The sequence below is a fragment of the Streptomyces sp. NPDC014006 genome (assembly GCF_043088925.1).
Lineage (GTDB): Bacteria > Actinomycetota > Actinomycetes > Streptomycetales > Streptomycetaceae > Streptomyces.
In genome coordinates this window covers 106,979-122,247 of record NZ_JBICAJ010000003.1, presented here as the reverse complement: position 1 = coordinate 122,247, position 15,269 = coordinate 106,979, and the positions used below count along the sequence as shown (strand labels likewise).

Genomic DNA, 15,269 nt, shown 5'->3' with positions numbered 1-15,269 from the left:
CGGGTCCGTATCCGCCTGACGTGTCCGCGTACGGCGTCGGGTCCCGTCTTTTGTACCGTCCCGTCAGATCATGCCGGACGGTCGTCCTCCTCGCCTTCCCCGCCCGCCACTTCGGCTACCGTGTGCCGCGCCTCATGCCGTACGGCGGTCCTCGGCGGCGTCCTCCTCGCCGGTACGGCGTTGCCCGGCGCTCCCGCTCTCGGCAGCGGCGGCATCGCGTTGCGCGGCCTTCTCCTCGGCGGTCCGCCGGTGTTCCGCGGCCTTGCGCTCGTAGAGGGCGGCCATGCGCAGGTGGTACTCCGGGTCGTCCTCCTCGTAGATGTCCGGGATGCCGTCGAGGTCCTCGTCGCGCTCCTCCACCTCGACCAGACGGCGGTACCTGGCGTTGCGGATCTTCAGCAGCACCGTCGCCGCGGCCGCCGCGATCACCGACCCGGTCAGTACGGCGGCCTTCACCTCTTCCATGAGAAGCGCGTCGCGTGCGAAGGCCAGCTCCCCGATCAGCAGCGAGACCGTGAAGCCGATCCCGGCCAGCGACGCCACCGCGAAGACGTCCGCCCAGGCCAGGTCCTCGTTGAGGGTGGCCCGCGTGAACCGGGCGGTCAGCCAGGTCCCGCCGAAGATGCCGATCGTCTTGCCGATGACCAGGCCGAGGACGACGCCGAGGGTCTCCGGCTTGGTGAAGACGTCACCGAGCGCGTGTGGCGTGAGTGACACGCCGACGCTGAACAGCGCGAACAGCGGCACGGCGAGCCCCGCCGACAGCGGCCGCACCCGATGCTCGATGTGCTCGCCGGGGGAGTGCTGCTCGCCCTCACGGGTGGTGCAGCGCAGCATCAGCCCCATCGCGACGCCGGCGATGGTGGCGTGGATGCCGCTGTTGTACATCAGCCCCCAGATCACCACCGCGAGCGGCACGTACACGTACCAGCCGCGCACCCCCCGCCGCAGCAGCAGCCAGAAGACGACGAGGCCGACGGCCGCGCCGCCGAGCGCGGCGAGGTTGATCCGGTCGGTGAAGAAGACCGCGATGATCAGGATCGCGAAGAGGTCGTCGACGACGGCGAGGGTGAGCAGGAAGGCGCGCAGCGCGCTCGGCAGCGAGGTGCCGATGACGGCGAGCACGGCCAGCGCGAACGCGATGTCGGTGGCGGTCGGCACGGCCCAGCCGCCGAGCGAGCCGCCACCGGTGAGGTTGGTGATCGCGTAGACGAGCGCGGGCACGGCCATGCCGCACAGCGCCGCCACGACGGGCAGTGCGGCGGCTCTCGGATCGCGCAGGTCGCCGGCGACCAGCTCGCGCTTGAGCTCGATCCCGGCGACGAAGAAGAAGACCGCCAGCAGCCCGTCGGCGGCCCAGTGCGCCACGGAGAGGTCGAGTCCGAGCGCCGACGGGCCGAAGTGGAAGTCGCTGACGCTGTGATAGCTGTCCCGCAGCGCCGGGATGTTCGCCCACACCAGGGCCGCGACCGCGGCGAGAAGCAGCAGCACACCGCCGACGGTCTCGGCGCGCAGCGCGTCCGCGACGAAGGTCCGCTCCGGCAGCGACAGCCGGTCGAGGACCTTGCGGGCGGTGGTGGGGCGGGGCGCGGTCACGGTGGGACCTCCGGTCGGTGGGCAGGGCTGAACGCTTGCCGACCAGACTTCCCGGCGCACCTGTGATCCTGACGAGGATCCTCGCGTCGTCGACGCTTTGCTTAGTTTACCTAAGCGGCGAGCCGGAGGCACCGGGAGACCGGGCCGGGATACGGCACGGGCACCCGGCGCGCTGCGCTCCGGGTGCCCGTGACCTCGACCGGTCAGTCCTTGGATCCTGCGTTCCTGTGGTCCTTCATGCTGTGCCCCTGTGCCCCTGTGCCCCTGTGCCCCTGTGGCCCTGTGGCCCTGTGGCCCTGCGGTCCCTTGGGACTGTGGTCAGTCCTCGCTCGGCGCCTTCGGCAGCTTGTCCTGGATGAGGTCCATGACGGTGGAGTCGGTGAGCGTGGTGACGTCACCGAGCTGCCGGTTCTCGGCCACGTCGCGCAGCAGCCGGCGCATGATCTTGCCGGAGCGGGTCTTGGGCAGCTCCGCCACCGGCAGGATGCGCTTGGGCTTGGCGATCGGGCCCAGGGTGGCGCCCACGTGAGCCCGCAGCTCGTCGATCAGCTTCTCGGTCTCGGACGCCGTGCCGCGCAGGATCACGAAGGCGACGATCGCCTGCCCGGTCGTCTCGTCGGCGGCGCCGACGACGGCCGCCTCGGCCACCGACGGGTGCGAGACCAGCGCGGACTCGACCTCGGTGGTGGAGATGTTGTGCCCGGAGACCAGCATGACGTCGTCGACGCGGCCCAGGAGCCAGATGTCGCCGTCGTCATCCTTCTTCGCGCCGTCACCGGCGAAGTACTTGCCCTCGAAACGCGACCAGTAGGTGTCGATGAACCGCTGGTCGTCGCCCCAGATGGTGCGCAGCATCGACGGCCACGGCTCGGTGAGCACCAGGTAACCGCCGCCGCCGTTGGGCACCTCGTTCGCCTCGTCGTCGACCACGGTCGCGCTGATGCCGGGCAGAGGGGTCTGCGCGGAACCGGGCTTGGCGGCCGTGACCCCGGGCAGCGGCGAGATCATCATCGCGCCGGTCTCGGTCTGCCACCAGGTGTCCACGACCGGCGTGGTGTCGGCGCCGATGTTCTTGCGGTACCAGATCCACGCCTCGGGGTTGATCGGTTCACCCACCGAGCCCAGCACGCGCAGGCTGGACAGGTCGAACTTGGCGGGGATGTCGTCGCCCCACTTCATGAACGTCCGGATCGCCGTGGGGGCCGTGTAGAGGATCGTGACCTTGTACTTCTGGACGATCTCCCAGAACCGGCCCTGGTGCGGGGTGTCCGGCGTGCCCTCGTACATCACCTGGGTCGCGCCGTTGGCCAGCGGGCCGTAGACGATGTAGGAGTGGCCGGTGACCCAGCCGACGTCGGCGGTGCACCAGTAGACGTCCGTCTCCGGCTTCAGGTCGAAGACCGCCCAGTGCGTGTACGCGGTCTGGGTGAGGTAGCCGCCGGAGGTGTGCAGGATGCCCTTCGGCTTCCCGGTCGTACCGGACGTGTACAGGATGAACAGCGGGTGCTCGGCGTCGAACGCCTCCGGTGTGTGCTCGGTGCTCTGCCGCTCCACCAGTTCGTGCCACCACACGTCCCGGCCCTCGGTCCAGGCGACGTCCTGGCCCGTGCGGCGTACGACGAGCACGTGGTCGACGTTGTCCACGCGGCCGACCGCCTCGTCCACGGCCGGCTTGAGCGCGGACGGCTTGCCGCGCCGGTAGCCGCCGTCGGAGGTGATGACCACGCGCGCGTCGGCGTCCTGGATGCGGGTGGCGAGGGCGTCGGCGGAGAAGCCGCCGAAGACCACCGAGTGCGCGGCGCCGATGCGGGCGCAGGCGAGCATGGCGATCGCCGTCTCCGGGATCATCGGCATGTAGATCGCGACCCGGTCGCCCTTGCGCACACCCAGCTCCAGCAGGGCGTTGGCGGCCTGGGAGACCTCGTCCTTGAGCTGGGCGTAGGTGATCGCGCGGCTGTCGCCGGGCTCGCCCTCGAAGTGGATGGCGACCCGGTCGCCGTGGCCGGCCTCGACGTGGCGGTCGACGCAGTTGTACGCGACGTTGAGCTGCCCGTCCTTGAACCACTTCGCGAACGGCGGGTTCGACCAGTCCAGCGTCTCGGTCGGCTCCTCGGCCCAGCTCAGCCGGCGGGCCTGCTCGGCCCAGAAGCCGAGCCGGTCGGCCTTGGCCTGCTCATACGCCTCGGCCGTGACGTTGGCGTGCGCGGCGAGCTCGGCAGGCGGCGAGAAGCGACGCTCCTCCTTGAGGAGGTTCGAGAGGGAAGGACCTTCGTTGGTTGCCATCCGAACACCGTCCAAAGTGGTTTAGACCAATCAACGCCCTTGATTCTCCGAGGGGTCGACGGGGCTGGTCAACCCCCTCCCGCATCCTGTCACCCGTTCACGCCCGGGTCACGGCCCCCCACGGCCCTCGGAGGTTCTCCCCCTCGAGGGCCGCGCCTACCCAACGCATTCGGCTCGCAACCGAGCGCGGCCAGGCCGTTGACGCATGCGATCCATGAGCCGATGCGCTCCTGCACCAGGCTTTCGGACCTGCCTCAGCGGCGGCGGCCGGCGCCGGCCACCTGGGCCGGGGTCACTGCGAATGCCTCGCCCGGGACCGCCTCAGCCCGGCACTCCGGCCGCCCGCACCCGGTCGAATCGCTGCCCTGCCACCTCCTCTCCGTCTTCCGTCCCGGTGAGCAGGTACGCCTGTGCCTCGCTCACGTCGAAGTACATCCCGTGCAGCTCCAGTTCCCCGTCCCGCAGTGCCCGGGCGACCGACGCGTGGGAGCGCAGATGCTCCAGCTGCTGTACGACGTTGGCCAGGCACAGCTGCTCCACCTGGTCGGCGGGCAGCCGCCCGGCCAGCCGCGGCCGGGGCCGGCCGGTGTCGGCCATGCGCTCCAGACTCGGCAGCCCGTGCCGCAGCCACCGCTTCAGCGGCGTCCGCGCACCCCCCGGCTCGGTGCCGAGCAGCGCCTGCATGGCGCCACAGCCGGAGTGCCCGCACACGGTCACGGACCGGACCTTCAGCACGTCCACCGCGTACTCGATCGCCGCTGCCACCGAGTCGTCTCCGCCCTCCGCGCCCGGCGGCGGCACGAGGTTGCCGACGTTGCGCACGACGAACAGGTCGCCCGGACCACTGGAGGTGATCATCGACGTGACCAGCCGTGAGTCGGCGCAGGTGAGGAAGAGCTGCGAGGGCCGCTGCCCCTCCCGCGCCAGCCGCGCCAGCTCCTCCCGGACCAGCGGGGCGGTGTTGCGCTGGAAGGCACTGATCCCGTGGGTGAGCTGATAGGCGTCGGCCGGCCGGGAGGCGCAGGGCCCATCCGCGGGCGCGGTGATCGGTGCGTCGCCCGCCTGCTTCGCCGAAGGCGGATCGCTCGGCGGTGCGGTGAGAGGCACCGCGCACTGGTGGTTGCGCCATGGTGTCCAGGGGAGGCAGCGGCAGCCCGTGGCGGTGGATGCCGGACCGCCGTGCGCCGGTCTCGTGCCGGACGCCGTGGTGGTGGGGGTATCGGCAGGGCCGGCCGGGTGGGTGCCGGGGCGGCGGCCGGTCAGCTCGACGGTGCCGCCTTGGGCGGTGTGCGTCTTCTGCCAGTCCTGCAGGGCCTCGTACGCCGCGTGGTCCATGAAGGAGCCGTCCAACTCGACGACGATGTCGGCGCCTTGCGGCACGAGATGCAGGGCCCGGCTGAGCCGTGGCACCGCGAGGAAGGTCAACTGTCCCCGGACGCGTACGTGATGAACTCCCTTCTCCTGGTGGTGCGTGATGCGGGTGTGCGCGAGGCGGTTCAGGGCGACGGCGACGGCCACGGCGATCCCCAGCGCCACCCCCTGCAGGACGCCGAGGGCCACCACGCCGAGGGTGGTGACGGTGTACGCCACCGCTTCCCGGTGCCGGGTCACCGTCCGGATGTGGTGAAGGGACACCATCTGGATGCCGACGGCCATCACCAGGGCGGCGAGCGAGGCGAGCGGGATGAGCTCCAGGAGCGGGACCATCAGCAGCGCGGCGACCACTACGAGAGCGCCGTGCAGCATCGTGGAGTTCCGGCTCACGGCACCCGCGCGCACATTCGCGGTGCTGCGCACGGCCACCCCCGCGACGGGCAGCCCGCCGAGCGCCCCGGAGACGATGTTCGCGGCTCCCTGCCCGAGCAGTTCGCGGTCCAGGTCCGAGCGGTGGACGCGGGGGCCGGGCCCGGGGCGCGAGGAAACCAGTTTGTCCACGGCGACCGCGCCGAGCAGCGACTGCACGCTGCACACCAGGGTGATGGTGAGCACGGCGGCGATCAGGCCGGGCACCGGGCCCTCGGGCAGTGCCGGCAGGGCGTGACTGCGCCAGGAGGGCAGATCGACTCTGGGCAGCGTGAGCCCGGCGAGAGCGGCGGCCGCGGTGCCGGCGGCGACCGCGACCAGGGGCGCGGGGAGCGTGCGCAGCAGGCGTCCGGCCCGGCCGGGCAGGCGCGGCCACAGCAGCAGCACCGCCAGGGTCAGCGTGCTGACGGCCACGGCGGCCGGCTGGAGCCCGGCCAACTGCGCGGGGAGCGCCCGGAGGTTGGCGAGAACAGAGCTCTGCGGGTTGCCGCCGAGGACGATGTGCAGCTGGGCGACGGCGATGGTGACGCCGATGCCGGCGAGCATGCCGTGCACGATGGCGGGGCTCACGGCGAGCGCGGAGCGGGCCACGCGCAGGAAGCCGAGGCCGAGTTGAGCCACTCCGGCGAGGACGGTGATGGCGCAGGTCGCCCGCCAGCCGTAGCGGTGGATGAGGTCGGCGGTGACGACGGTGAGGCCGGCGGCGGGGCCGCTTACCTGAAGTGGGGAGCCGCCCAGGCGGCCGGCGACCAGGCCACCCACCGCGGCGGCGACGAGACCGGCCTGCAGGGGCGCGCCGGTGGCGAGGGCGATGCCGAGGGACAGAGGCAGCGCGATGAGGAACACCGCGATCGAAGCGGACACATCCGCCCCCGCGAGCGGGAAGCGGCGGTGCGGTGCGGGTGGCGGGCTGTGCGGCGGGTGGACGCGCTCGGTGCGCGTCGCGTGGTCCGCGCGGGCTGGGGTGCAGGCTGACATGTTCCCGTCTCCTTCGGGGCAGCGCGGTCGCGGATCCGGCTCCCGGTCGAGCGTGGGGCCGGTCGCGGCCGTGGGTCACGAGTGCAGCGGCGGGATGTACCAATAACGAGTAAATGGATCGTAATGCAGAGTAAAGGGCAAGCAAGGGCATTCCGCGCAAACGGGGTAACTAATCACTCGCTAGGGGGAAGTGAGCATTTCATCGGCTTGTCGTACTAATTCCTTCTCGGCCCCGTGCGACCTTGACGGCGATGTCGGCTGAGCCCGGCCCGGGCCCCGGCCGCGCACCGTCAAGACGCCCTCATCGGCGTTGGCCTGAGAGAAGGAAGAAGGTGGGCGGAAGATGGCCGCCACCCAGAGGATCGCCGCAGGCGCCGTGGCCGCCGCGGCCGTTGCCGCATCGCTGGCCGGTTGCACGATGGGAACCGGCGGATCCGGCGGAGAGCGGGAAGGGGCCTCCGGTCCCCAGAAGCACAAGCCCGCGGCCGCCCCCAAGAGTGCGGTCCGGCTCATCGGCGACGGCTCCACCGCCTACACCGGGGCGCAGCCGCATCTGCCCAGGCCCGAGCGGCTGAAGCCGGGGCAGAAGCCCCCGCAGTTCGTGGTGTTCTCCTGGGACGGTGCGGGCGAGGACAGCCAGAAGCTCTTCTCCCACTTCCGTGAGGTCGCCAAGGCCAACCACGCCACGATGACCTTCTTCCTCAGCGGCGTGTACATGCTGCCGGAGGACAAGCGCGACCTGTACCGGCCGCCTCAGCACTCGCCGGGCCGCTCAGACATCGGCTTCAACGACAACCAGGGCATCGCCGACACCGTCAAGCAACTGCGCCTGGCCTGGCTGGAGGGGAACGAGATCGGCACCCACTTCAACGGCCACTTCTGCGGCAAGAACGGCGGCGTGGGCGAGTGGTCGGTCGACGAGTGGAAGGACGAGATCGCCCAGGCCAAGCAGTTCGTGAAGTCCTGGAAGACCAACACGGGGATGGCGAAGGCGGCACCGCTGCCCTTCGACTACGACAAGGAGCTGATCGGCGCCCGCACCCCGTGCCTGGAGGGCCAGAAGAACTTCATGAAGGCTGCCCGTGAACTGGGCTTCCGCTACGACACCAGCGGCGTGAACAACCAGGTGTGGCCCGGCAAGAAGGAGGGCCTGTGGGACCTGTCCATGCAGCTGGTGCCCTTCCCCGGCCACTCCTACGAGCAGCTGACCATGGACTACAACTTCATGGTCAACCAGTCCGGCACCAAGACCCAGGGCGATCCCAGCATGTACGACCGGTGGGGCGACCAGATGCGCGACGGCCTGCTCAAGGGCTTCCAGCGCGCCTACGACGGCAACCGCGCGCCCCTGGTCATCGGCAACCACTTCGAGTCCTGGAACGGCGGCACCTACATGCGCGCCGTCGGGGACGTCGTCAAGGAGGTCTGCAACAAGCCCGACGTGCGCTGCGTGTCCTTCCGGCAGCTCGCCGACTGGCTGGACGCCCAGGACCCGCAGACCCTGGCCAAGCTGCGCAGCCTGGAGGTCGGCGAGGCCCCGAAGGAGGGCTGGGCGTCCTTCCTCGGCGGCCGTCCGGCACCGGCGCCCAAGGGTGTCCCCGGGGCGCCGGCCGCCAAGCCGTAGCCGTATGCCACTCGCTCACACGGCAGCGGCGATCTCCTCGCCGAGCACGAAGTCGGGGTCGACCTGCGCCGCCAGGTCGGCCCCGGTGCGCGCGTTGCCCCAGGACTGGGCGTTCTTCAGATGGAAGTGCACCATCTGCCGGGTGTAGCGCGTCCAGTCGCGTCGTGCGTACGTCGCGTCGGCGGCCGCGTGCAACTCCCGCAGCGCGAGACGGTTGGTGTCCTCCAGGAGGTCGAACCGGGGCGGGCGGCCCTTCTCCATGGCGCGCACCCAGTCGGAGTGCCCCACCGTCACCAGCAGGTCGTCGCCGGCCTGGGCGCGGAGGAAGTCGACGTCGTCCTGGCCCTGGACCTTGTTGCCGACGACTTTCAGCGCGACGCCGAAGTCGCGGGCGTACTCCTTGTACTGGCGGTAGACGGAGACCCCCTTCCTGGTGGGCTCGGCGACGAGGAACGTCATGTCGAAGCGGGTGAACATGCCTGAGGCGAAGGAGTCCGAGCCCGCCGTCATGTCCACCACGACGTACTCGCCGGGCCCGTCCACCAGGTGGTTCAGACACAGCTCCACCGCTCCCGTCTTGGAGTGGTAGCAGGCGACCCCCAGGTCTGCGTCCGTGAAGGGGCCGGTGACCATCAAACGGACGGCGCCGCCGTCGAGTTCCACCGGCCGGGCGCAGGCGTCGTAGACCGGGTTGTCCTCTCGGACCCGCAGCAGCCGGGAGCCCTCGCCCGGCGGCGTCGTCTTGATCATCTTTTCGGCGGAGACGATCCGCGGATTGCTGCCGCGCAGGTAGTCCTTGATGAGCGGCAGGTGCTCGCCCATCGCCGGCAGGGCGGCGGCCTCCGTCTCGTCGAGGCCGAGGGCGGCTCCCAGATGCTGGTTGATGTCGGCGTCGACGGCGACGACCGGCGCGCCCGCGGCCGCGAGATGCCGCATGAACAGGGAGGAGAGGGTGGTCTTGCCGCTGCCGCCCTTCCCGACGAAAGCAATTTTCATGTTCACCAAGCGTAGTCGAGAGATTGCGGTGCGTGGCCGGTCTGCGTGAAGAAGACCACTCCTTCGTGGGCCGGAGGGCCCGGGTGCGTACTGTCGTACCCATGAGTACGACAGGCGCGACCGCCGATCCTCTCGCCGCCCTGGGCGACCTCCCCGGTGTTGCCGAGTCCGTGGAGTCCGTACGCAAGGCCGTGGACCGGGTGTACGGGCACCGGATCATGCGTCGCCGCAGTCCCGCGATCACCTCCGAGGCGGCGCTGCGCGGCGCCCGCGGCTCCGCCGCACTGTCCGGCGCCGACTGGGCGCTGGAGGAAGTGCGCCGACGCACCGACTTCGGCGGTGACGACGAGGCGCGCATGGTGGGCGCGGCGCTCCGGCTGACCGCCGAGGCGGGGCAGCTGCTGTCCATCTGGCGGCAGTCGCCGCTGCGGGTGCTGGCGCGGCTGCACCTGGTGGCGGCCGCCAGTGACGACGACCGGGTGGGGCGGCCGCGGCAGGCCGTCGAGGGCGTCGACGAACCGCTGGTCGAGCTGGCGCTGCCGAGTGCGGCCGAGGTCTCCGGCCGCCTGGAGGGGCTCGCCGACCTGATCATCAAGGGCAGCTCGGCGCCCGCTCTGGTGACGGCGGCCGTCGTTCACGGGGAGCTGCTCGCGCTGCGGCCGTTCACCTCCCACAACGGCCTGGTCGCGCGTACGGCCGAGCGGATCGTCCTGATCGGCAGCGGTCTGGATCCCAAGGCGATCTGTCCGGCCGAGGTGGGCCATGCCGAGCTGGGCCGGGCTTCCTATCTGGCGGCCCTCGACGGGTACGTCTCCGGCACGCCCGACGGCATGGCGGCGTGGATCGCTCACTGCGGCCGGGCGGTGGAGCTGGGCGCCCGCGAGTCGACGGCCGTGTGCGAGGCGCTGCAGCGCGGGGCGGCGTAACCGCAGAGGGGGCGCACCCGACAGGGGTGCCGAAAAGGGTTGCGGCGGTACGAGGAACTCGTACCGCCGCTGGCATGTTCACCCAGTTACCATGCGTCCTCGATATATGCCCATCAGGTCGGGAACTTCGCCCGTCACCTGGTGCGGCTGGCCCGTAATCGACGGGTCGACGTCGCGTGGGTGCCCGGTGTTCATGCTCGGTCCGTGGGGCCAAAATGCGTCGTAAAGGTGATCCTCGCGGATGTCCTTTGGTCTCGCGGGCCGTTAAGTCCTTTTTACTCCAGACCGGGAGCAAGCGAAAGCCCTGCCTACACTTCTTTACTTTTGATCTCAAACAGTATGTAAACGGACGCCTCGGGCTCGAATGGCGGGCGGTGCAGGTCAGGCCACGCCCGGGCGACGGCGGCTCGCGTACCAGACGAGGCCTGCCGTGGCCGCCGCGGCGCCTATGGCTGCGGCCACCACCAATGCCGGCCGCGGCGGGACCGAGAGCCCCGGAATGCGCTGCTTGAGGCGCACCGGCCGGTGGAAGTCGAGGACCGGCCACCCGCGCGCGAGTGCCTCGCGGCGCAGGGCGCGGTCGGGGTTGACGGCGTGGGGATGGCCGACGGCCTCCAGCATCGGCAGGTCGGTCGCCGAGTCGCTGTAGGCGTAGCAGCGGGTCAGGTCGTACCCCTCGGACGCGGCGAGCTCCCTGACGGCCTCCGCCTTCGTCGGGCCGTAGGCGTAGTACTCCACCTCGCCGGTGAAACAGCCGTCGTCGCCCACGACCATGCGGGTGGCGACCACGCGGTCCGCGCCGAGCAACTCCCCGATCGGCTCGACGACCTCGGCGCCGGAGGTGGAGACGATCACGACGTCGCGGCCCGCGGTGTGGTGCTGCTCGATGAGGGAGGCGGCCTCGTCGTAGATGATCGGGTCGATCAGCTCGTGCAGGGTCTCGGCCACGAGCTCCTTGACCTGCCGCACGTTCCAGCCGCGGCACAGCGCGGAGAGGTACGCGCGCATCCGCTCCATCTGGTCGTGGTCGGCGCCGCCGGCCAGGAACACGAACTGGGCATATGCGGTCCGCAAGACGGCGCGGCGGTTGATCAGTCCGCCCTGGTAGAACGACTTGCTGAAGGTGAGCGTGCTCGACTTCGCAATGACCGTCTTGTCCAGGTCAAAGAAGGCCGCTGTGCGGGGCAAGGAGTGGTTTTCCACGCCCCAGAGCATAGGGGCAGCCCATTCGGCGTAAGGTGGGGCGTGTGGGTTTGCCTGAGAGGCCTCTCGGGTACACCATGGAAGTCACGGATCGTTCGCGACCGTGCTAACCCGGTCCGACTCCTCCCCCCCCGAGTCGGCCGTGGAGACGACCCCCGCTCTCCCCCCCGGCGGGGGTCGTCGCATGTCCGGGTGGGTTTCTCCCTTTTCTGCATTTCTGCATGGCTGTCCTGTGTCGGCAGGGAGACGGATGAGCTTGAGCGGTCATGTCCATGACTAATTACTGTGGGTAGCACCAGTGCTGCGCTGTGGAAAGTCGCACACGCACCGGACAACGGTCACCGGTATGGGTGACGGCGATATTCACAAGCCCTGAGCCGTCCACAGTTATCCATCAAGATCCACACGATTTCCGACTTCACTGCACCGTGATTCCAACGCGTCCCGCTCACGGCGAGTTCGTGGCCGGTTCCCATTGGCGGGCGCGTATGGCCGGTTTCCGTCGGCCGTTCATATGGAGGCCGCTTGCCGGCTCTTCACACGTTCGGGAATCGCGCGGCCCGGAGGCCACGCGCCATGCAGCGAAGGGGATGGAAACCGTGGCCGGAACCGTCACACACGACCCGCCGCCCGCCACCTCGGGACGCCAGGGCCGACCGCTCATCGTCACCGAGGACGCCGAGCTCCTCGACGACCTGCTGCGCCTGTGCGCGGCCGCGGGCGCCACACCGGAGGTGCACCACTCGGTGCCCGAACCGCGCGGCAGCTGGGAGGCGGCCCCGCTCGTCCTGGTCGGCGACGACGCCGCCGGACGGGTGCGCGGCACCACCCGCCGTCGCGGCGTGGTCCTCGTCGGGCGGGACCAGGACGACTCGGGGGTGTGGAAACGAGCCGTAGAAATCGGCGCCGACCACGTCCTGATGCTGCCCGACGGCGAACAGTGGCTGGTCGACCGCATCGCGGATGTGGCCGAGGGCGTCGGCCGACCCGCCCTCACCGTCGGCGTCATCGGCGGGCGCGGCGGCGCGGGAGCCTCCACGCTCGCGTGCGCGCTCGCCGTCACCTCCGCGCGTGAAGGCCTGCGCACCCTGCTCGTCGACGCCGACCCACTGGGCGGCGGCCTCGACGTCCTCCTCGGTGGCGAGAGCGCCGAAGGACTGCGCTGGCCTGCGTTCGCCGCCTCGCGCGGCCGGGTCGGCGGCGGCGCCCTGGAGGAGTCACTGCCTCAACTGCACGCGTTGCGCGTGCTCAGCTGGGACCGCGGCGACTGCGTCGCCGTGCCCCCACAGGCCGTACGCGCGGTGCTCGCCGCCGCCCGCCGCCGGGGCGGCACCGTCGTCGTCGACCTGCCGCGCCGCCTCGACGACGGCGTCGCCGAGGTGCTCGCCCAGCTCGACATCGGCCTGCTCGTCGTCCCCGCCGAGTTGCGGGCCGTCGCCGCCGCCGGGCGGGTGGCGTCCGCCGTCGGCATGGTCCTGAAGGACCTGCGGGTCGCCGTGCGCGGCCCCTACGCACCCGGCCTCGACGACCGCGAGGTGGCGCGGCTGCTCCAACTGCCCCTCGCCGGTGAAGTGCCCCTGGAATCGGCCCTGCTGCGCCCAGGAGAGGGCAAGGCGCCGCCGGGCGCGGCGGCACGCGGGCCGCTGGCCCGGTTCTGCACCCACTTCTGGGAGCGCGCCCTGATCGAGGCGGGTGCCGCATGAACGCCCTCGACGCGACGACCGGAGCGGAACTGCTGGACGGCGTACGCCGCCGACTGGCCGCCAGCGGCGCCGAGCCCACCCCCGCGCGCGTGGCGCAGGCGCTGCGCGAACAGGGCCGGGTCCTCGGCGACGCGGAAGTCCTCGGCGCGGCCGAGCGGCTGCGCTCGGAACTGGTCGGTGCCGGGCCGCTGGAGCCGCTGCTGGCCGACCCGACCGTGAGCGACGTGCTGGTCTCGGCGCCGGACCGGGTCTGGGTGGACCGCGGCGCCGGCCTGGAGCTGACCGGCGTCACCTTCCCCGACCCGGCCGCCGTACGACGCCTCGCGCAGCGCCTCGCCGCCGTGGCCGGGCGGCGCCTGGACGACGCGCGTCCCTGGGCGGACGCCCGGCTGCCCGACGGCACCCGGCTGCACGCGGTGCTGCCCCCGGTCGCCGTCGGCTGCACCTGCCTGTCACTGCGGGTCGTACGGCCGCGCGCCTTCACCCTCGGCGAGCTCGTCGCGGCGGGCACCGTGCCGCCGGGCGGGGACCGGGTGCTGCGCGCCCTGCTGGCGGCCCGGCTGTCCTTCCTGATCAGCGGCGGCACCGGCAGCGGCAAGACGACCCTGCTGAGCGCGCTGCTCGGCCTCGTCGGGCCGGACGAGCGCATCGTCCTCGCCGAGGATTCCGCCGAACTGCGCCCCGACCACCCGCACGTCGTACGCCTGGAGGCCAGACCCGCCAACCAGGAGGGCGCCGGCCTGGTGACCCTCGAGGACCTGGTGCGGCAGGCCCTGCGGATGCGGCCCGACCGGCTCGTCGTCGGCGAGGTGCGCGGGGCGGAGGTCGTGCACCTGCTGGCGGCGCTCAACACCGGCCACGAAGGAGGCTCGGGCACCGTCCACGCCAACGCGGCCGCGGACGTCCCGGCCCGCCTGGAGGCGCTCGGTACGGCGGCCGGGCTCGACCGGGCCGCGCTGCACAGCCAGGTGGCGGCCGCCCTGTCGGTCGTCCTGCACCTGGTACGCGACCGTGCGGGCCGTCGCCGTATCGCCGAGGTGCATGTGCTGGAGCGGGACCCGTCCGGCCTGGTGCGGACCGTGCCGGCCCTGCGCTGGGGCCGGGAGGCGTTCGTGCGCGAGGAGGGCTGGGAGCGGCTGAGGGAGCTGCTCGGGAGCCATGGGGACGGATGTGACGAGGGCCCGGGCGTGACCGGTACCCGGGGAGGTGACGGGGATGGGTGACACGCCGTGGGGTGTGGTGCAGGCGTCATGGGCTGCCGCCGCGGCCTGTCTGGGGATGGCGGCCTGGCTGGTCGGCGGCGACCACTTCAGGGCGCGGCGGGCACGGCTGGTGCTTGCGGGCGGGGGAGCGGTGGCTGCCGGGGGACTGGCGACGGCTGGGGGCGTGGTGACCGCCGGGGGAATGGCGGCTGCCGCGCCGCCTGCCTGGCCCGATCTCGCCCAGGAGCTACGGCGGTTGCGCGCGCGGTGGCGCCCCGAGTGGTGGGCCGCGTTCGCCGGAGCACTGCTGGGCTTGCTGGGCGGCTCGCTGCTACCGGTCGTCGCGGGGGCGGCCGGGGTGCCGCTGCTGCGCCGGACGCGACTGGCCGGAGCCGCGCAGCGCACGCGGGAACGGCAGGGGGACGCCGTCATCGCGCTGTGCGCGGCGCTCGCCTCAGAGGTGCGCGCTGGCCGGCAGCCGAGTCACGCGCTGCTGAGCGCGGCGCGCGAGTCCGGTGGCCTCGGGGACGGCCGGGCCGCCGTCCTGGCGGCGGCCCGCTTCGGCGGGGACGTCCCGGCCGCGCTGGCGACCGCGGCCCGGCAGCCGGGCGCAGACGGGCTGCTGGGGCTCGCCGCCTGCTGGCGGGTGGCCCTGGATCAGGGTGCGGGCCTCGCGGCCGGACTCGACCGGCTCCAGGCGGCCCTGCGGGCCGAGCGCGACCAGCGCGCCGATCTGCGCGCGCAGTTGGCGGGCGCCCGCTCCACCGCGGTGCTGCTCGCCGGCCTGCCGGGCCTCGGCCTGGCCCTCGGCAGCGCGCTCGGCGCCGATCCGCTGCGGGTGCTGCTGCACACCGGCGCCGGCCTTGGCTGCCTGCTCGTCGGCGGGCTGCTCGAGGCGGCGGGCGTGTGGTGGGCGCTGCGGATCGTCCGGGCGGCGGAGCCGGTGTGAGAAGTC

Annotated in this window: 10 protein-coding genes; 5 read left to right on the top strand and 5 right to left on the bottom strand. The window is 72.0% G+C overall.

What is annotated here, in order from left to right; genetic code table 11:
• Nucleotides 1–132: 132 nt before the first annotated feature.
• The 3 genes from nhaA to ACF1GV_RS12670 all read right to left on the bottom strand — a co-directional run bounded on the left by nhaA (nt 133) and on the right by ACF1GV_RS12670 (nt 6,660).
• Nucleotides 133–1,596: a Na+/H+ antiporter NhaA gene (gene nhaA, locus ACF1GV_RS12680; protein WP_391679813.1), complete on the bottom strand. Its 1,464-nt coding sequence runs from the start codon at nt 1,594–1,596 to the stop codon at nt 133–135.
• 318 nt (nt 1,597–1,914) lie between these two features.
• Complete coding sequence (gene acs / locus ACF1GV_RS12675; protein WP_391679812.1) at nt 1,915–3,879, bottom strand: acetate--CoA ligase; 1,965 nt, start codon at nt 3,877–3,879, stop codon at nt 1,915–1,917.
• 321 nt (nt 3,880–4,200) lie between these two features.
• Nucleotides 4,201–6,660, bottom strand: coding sequence for a bifunctional SulP family inorganic anion transporter/carbonic anhydrase (locus ACF1GV_RS12670; RefSeq protein WP_391679810.1), 2,460 nt, complete (start codon nt 6,658–6,660; stop codon nt 4,201–4,203).
• Nucleotides 6,661–7,003: 343 nt separating this feature from the next.
• Here ACF1GV_RS12670 and ACF1GV_RS12665 point away from each other — a divergent pair, with 343 nt between their 5' ends.
• Nucleotides 7,004–8,284: a hypothetical protein gene (locus ACF1GV_RS12665; protein WP_391679809.1), complete on the top strand. Its 1,281-nt coding sequence runs from the start codon at nt 7,004–7,006 to the stop codon at nt 8,282–8,284.
• 15 nt (nt 8,285–8,299) lie between these two features.
• Here ACF1GV_RS12665 and ACF1GV_RS12660 read toward each other — a convergent pair whose 3' ends face one another.
• A complete protein-coding gene (locus ACF1GV_RS12660) occupies nt 8,300–9,280 on the bottom strand; it encodes an ATP-binding protein (RefSeq protein ID WP_391679808.1) in 981 nt (326 codons plus the stop codon).
• Between the two features lie 101 nt (nt 9,281–9,381).
• Here ACF1GV_RS12660 and ACF1GV_RS12655 point away from each other — a divergent pair, with 101 nt between their 5' ends.
• Entirely contained in the window at nt 9,382–10,206 is an 825-nt protein-coding gene (locus ACF1GV_RS12655) for an oxidoreductase (RefSeq protein ID WP_391679806.1), read from the top strand.
• Between the two features lie 381 nt (nt 10,207–10,587).
• Here ACF1GV_RS12655 and ACF1GV_RS12650 read toward each other — a convergent pair whose 3' ends face one another.
• Complete coding sequence (locus ACF1GV_RS12650; RefSeq protein ID WP_391679804.1) at nt 10,588–11,421, bottom strand: HAD family hydrolase; 834 nt, start codon at nt 11,419–11,421, stop codon at nt 10,588–10,590.
• A 578-nt stretch (nt 11,422–11,999) separates the two neighbouring features.
• Between ACF1GV_RS12650 and ssd the strand changes: the two genes are divergently transcribed.
• Genes ssd through ACF1GV_RS12635 form a run of 3 tightly spaced genes read left to right on the top strand, consistent with a single transcriptional unit; the run spans nt 12,000 to nt 15,263 of the window.
• Nucleotides 12,000–13,112 (top strand): septum site-determining protein Ssd, encoded by a 1,113-nt coding sequence (gene ssd / locus ACF1GV_RS12645; RefSeq protein WP_391679802.1) that lies wholly within the window; start codon nt 12,000–12,002, stop codon nt 13,110–13,112.
• Entirely contained in the window at nt 13,109–14,335 is a 1,227-nt protein-coding gene (locus ACF1GV_RS12640; protein ID WP_391679800.1) for a TadA family conjugal transfer-associated ATPase, read from the top strand. The genes ssd and ACF1GV_RS12640 overlap by 4 nt, the downstream gene beginning before the upstream one ends.
• Nucleotides 14,328–15,263 carry a type II secretion system F family protein gene (locus tag ACF1GV_RS12635; RefSeq protein ID WP_391679798.1) on the top strand — a complete coding sequence of 312 codons (936 nt, stop codon included), beginning with the start codon at nt 14,328–14,330 and terminating at the stop codon, nt 15,261–15,263. The genes ACF1GV_RS12640 and ACF1GV_RS12635 overlap by 8 nt, the downstream gene beginning before the upstream one ends.
• Nucleotides 15,264–15,269: the final 6 nt, after the last annotated feature.

Excerpts from the sequence above, each read along its gene's own strand:
- acs (WP_391679812.1), bottom strand. The coding sequence starts at position 3,879 with ATGGCAACCAACGAAGGTCCTTCCCTCTCGAACCTCCTCAAGGAGGAG.
- ACF1GV_RS12670 (WP_391679810.1), bottom strand. The coding sequence starts at position 6,660 with ATGTCAGCCTGCACCCCAGCCCGCGCGGACCACGCGACGCGCACCGAG.
- ACF1GV_RS12665 (WP_391679809.1), top strand. The coding sequence starts at position 7,004 with ATGGCCGCCACCCAGAGGATCGCCGCAGGCGCCGTGGCCGCCGCGGCC.
- ACF1GV_RS12660 (WP_391679808.1), bottom strand. The coding sequence starts at position 9,280 with ATGAAAATTGCTTTCGTCGGGAAGGGCGGCAGCGGCAAGACCACCCTC.
- ACF1GV_RS12655 (WP_391679806.1), top strand. The coding sequence starts at position 9,382 with ATGAGTACGACAGGCGCGACCGCCGATCCTCTCGCCGCCCTGGGCGAC.
- ACF1GV_RS12650 (WP_391679804.1), bottom strand. The coding sequence starts at position 11,421 with ATGCTCTGGGGCGTGGAAAACCACTCCTTGCCCCGCACAGCGGCCTTC.
- ssd (WP_391679802.1), top strand. The coding sequence starts at position 12,000 with ATGGAAACCGTGGCCGGAACCGTCACACACGACCCGCCGCCCGCCACC.
- ACF1GV_RS12640 (WP_391679800.1), top strand. The coding sequence starts at position 13,109 with ATGAACGCCCTCGACGCGACGACCGGAGCGGAACTGCTGGACGGCGTA.
- ACF1GV_RS12635 (WP_391679798.1), top strand. The coding sequence starts at position 14,328 with ATGGGTGACACGCCGTGGGGTGTGGTGCAGGCGTCATGGGCTGCCGCC.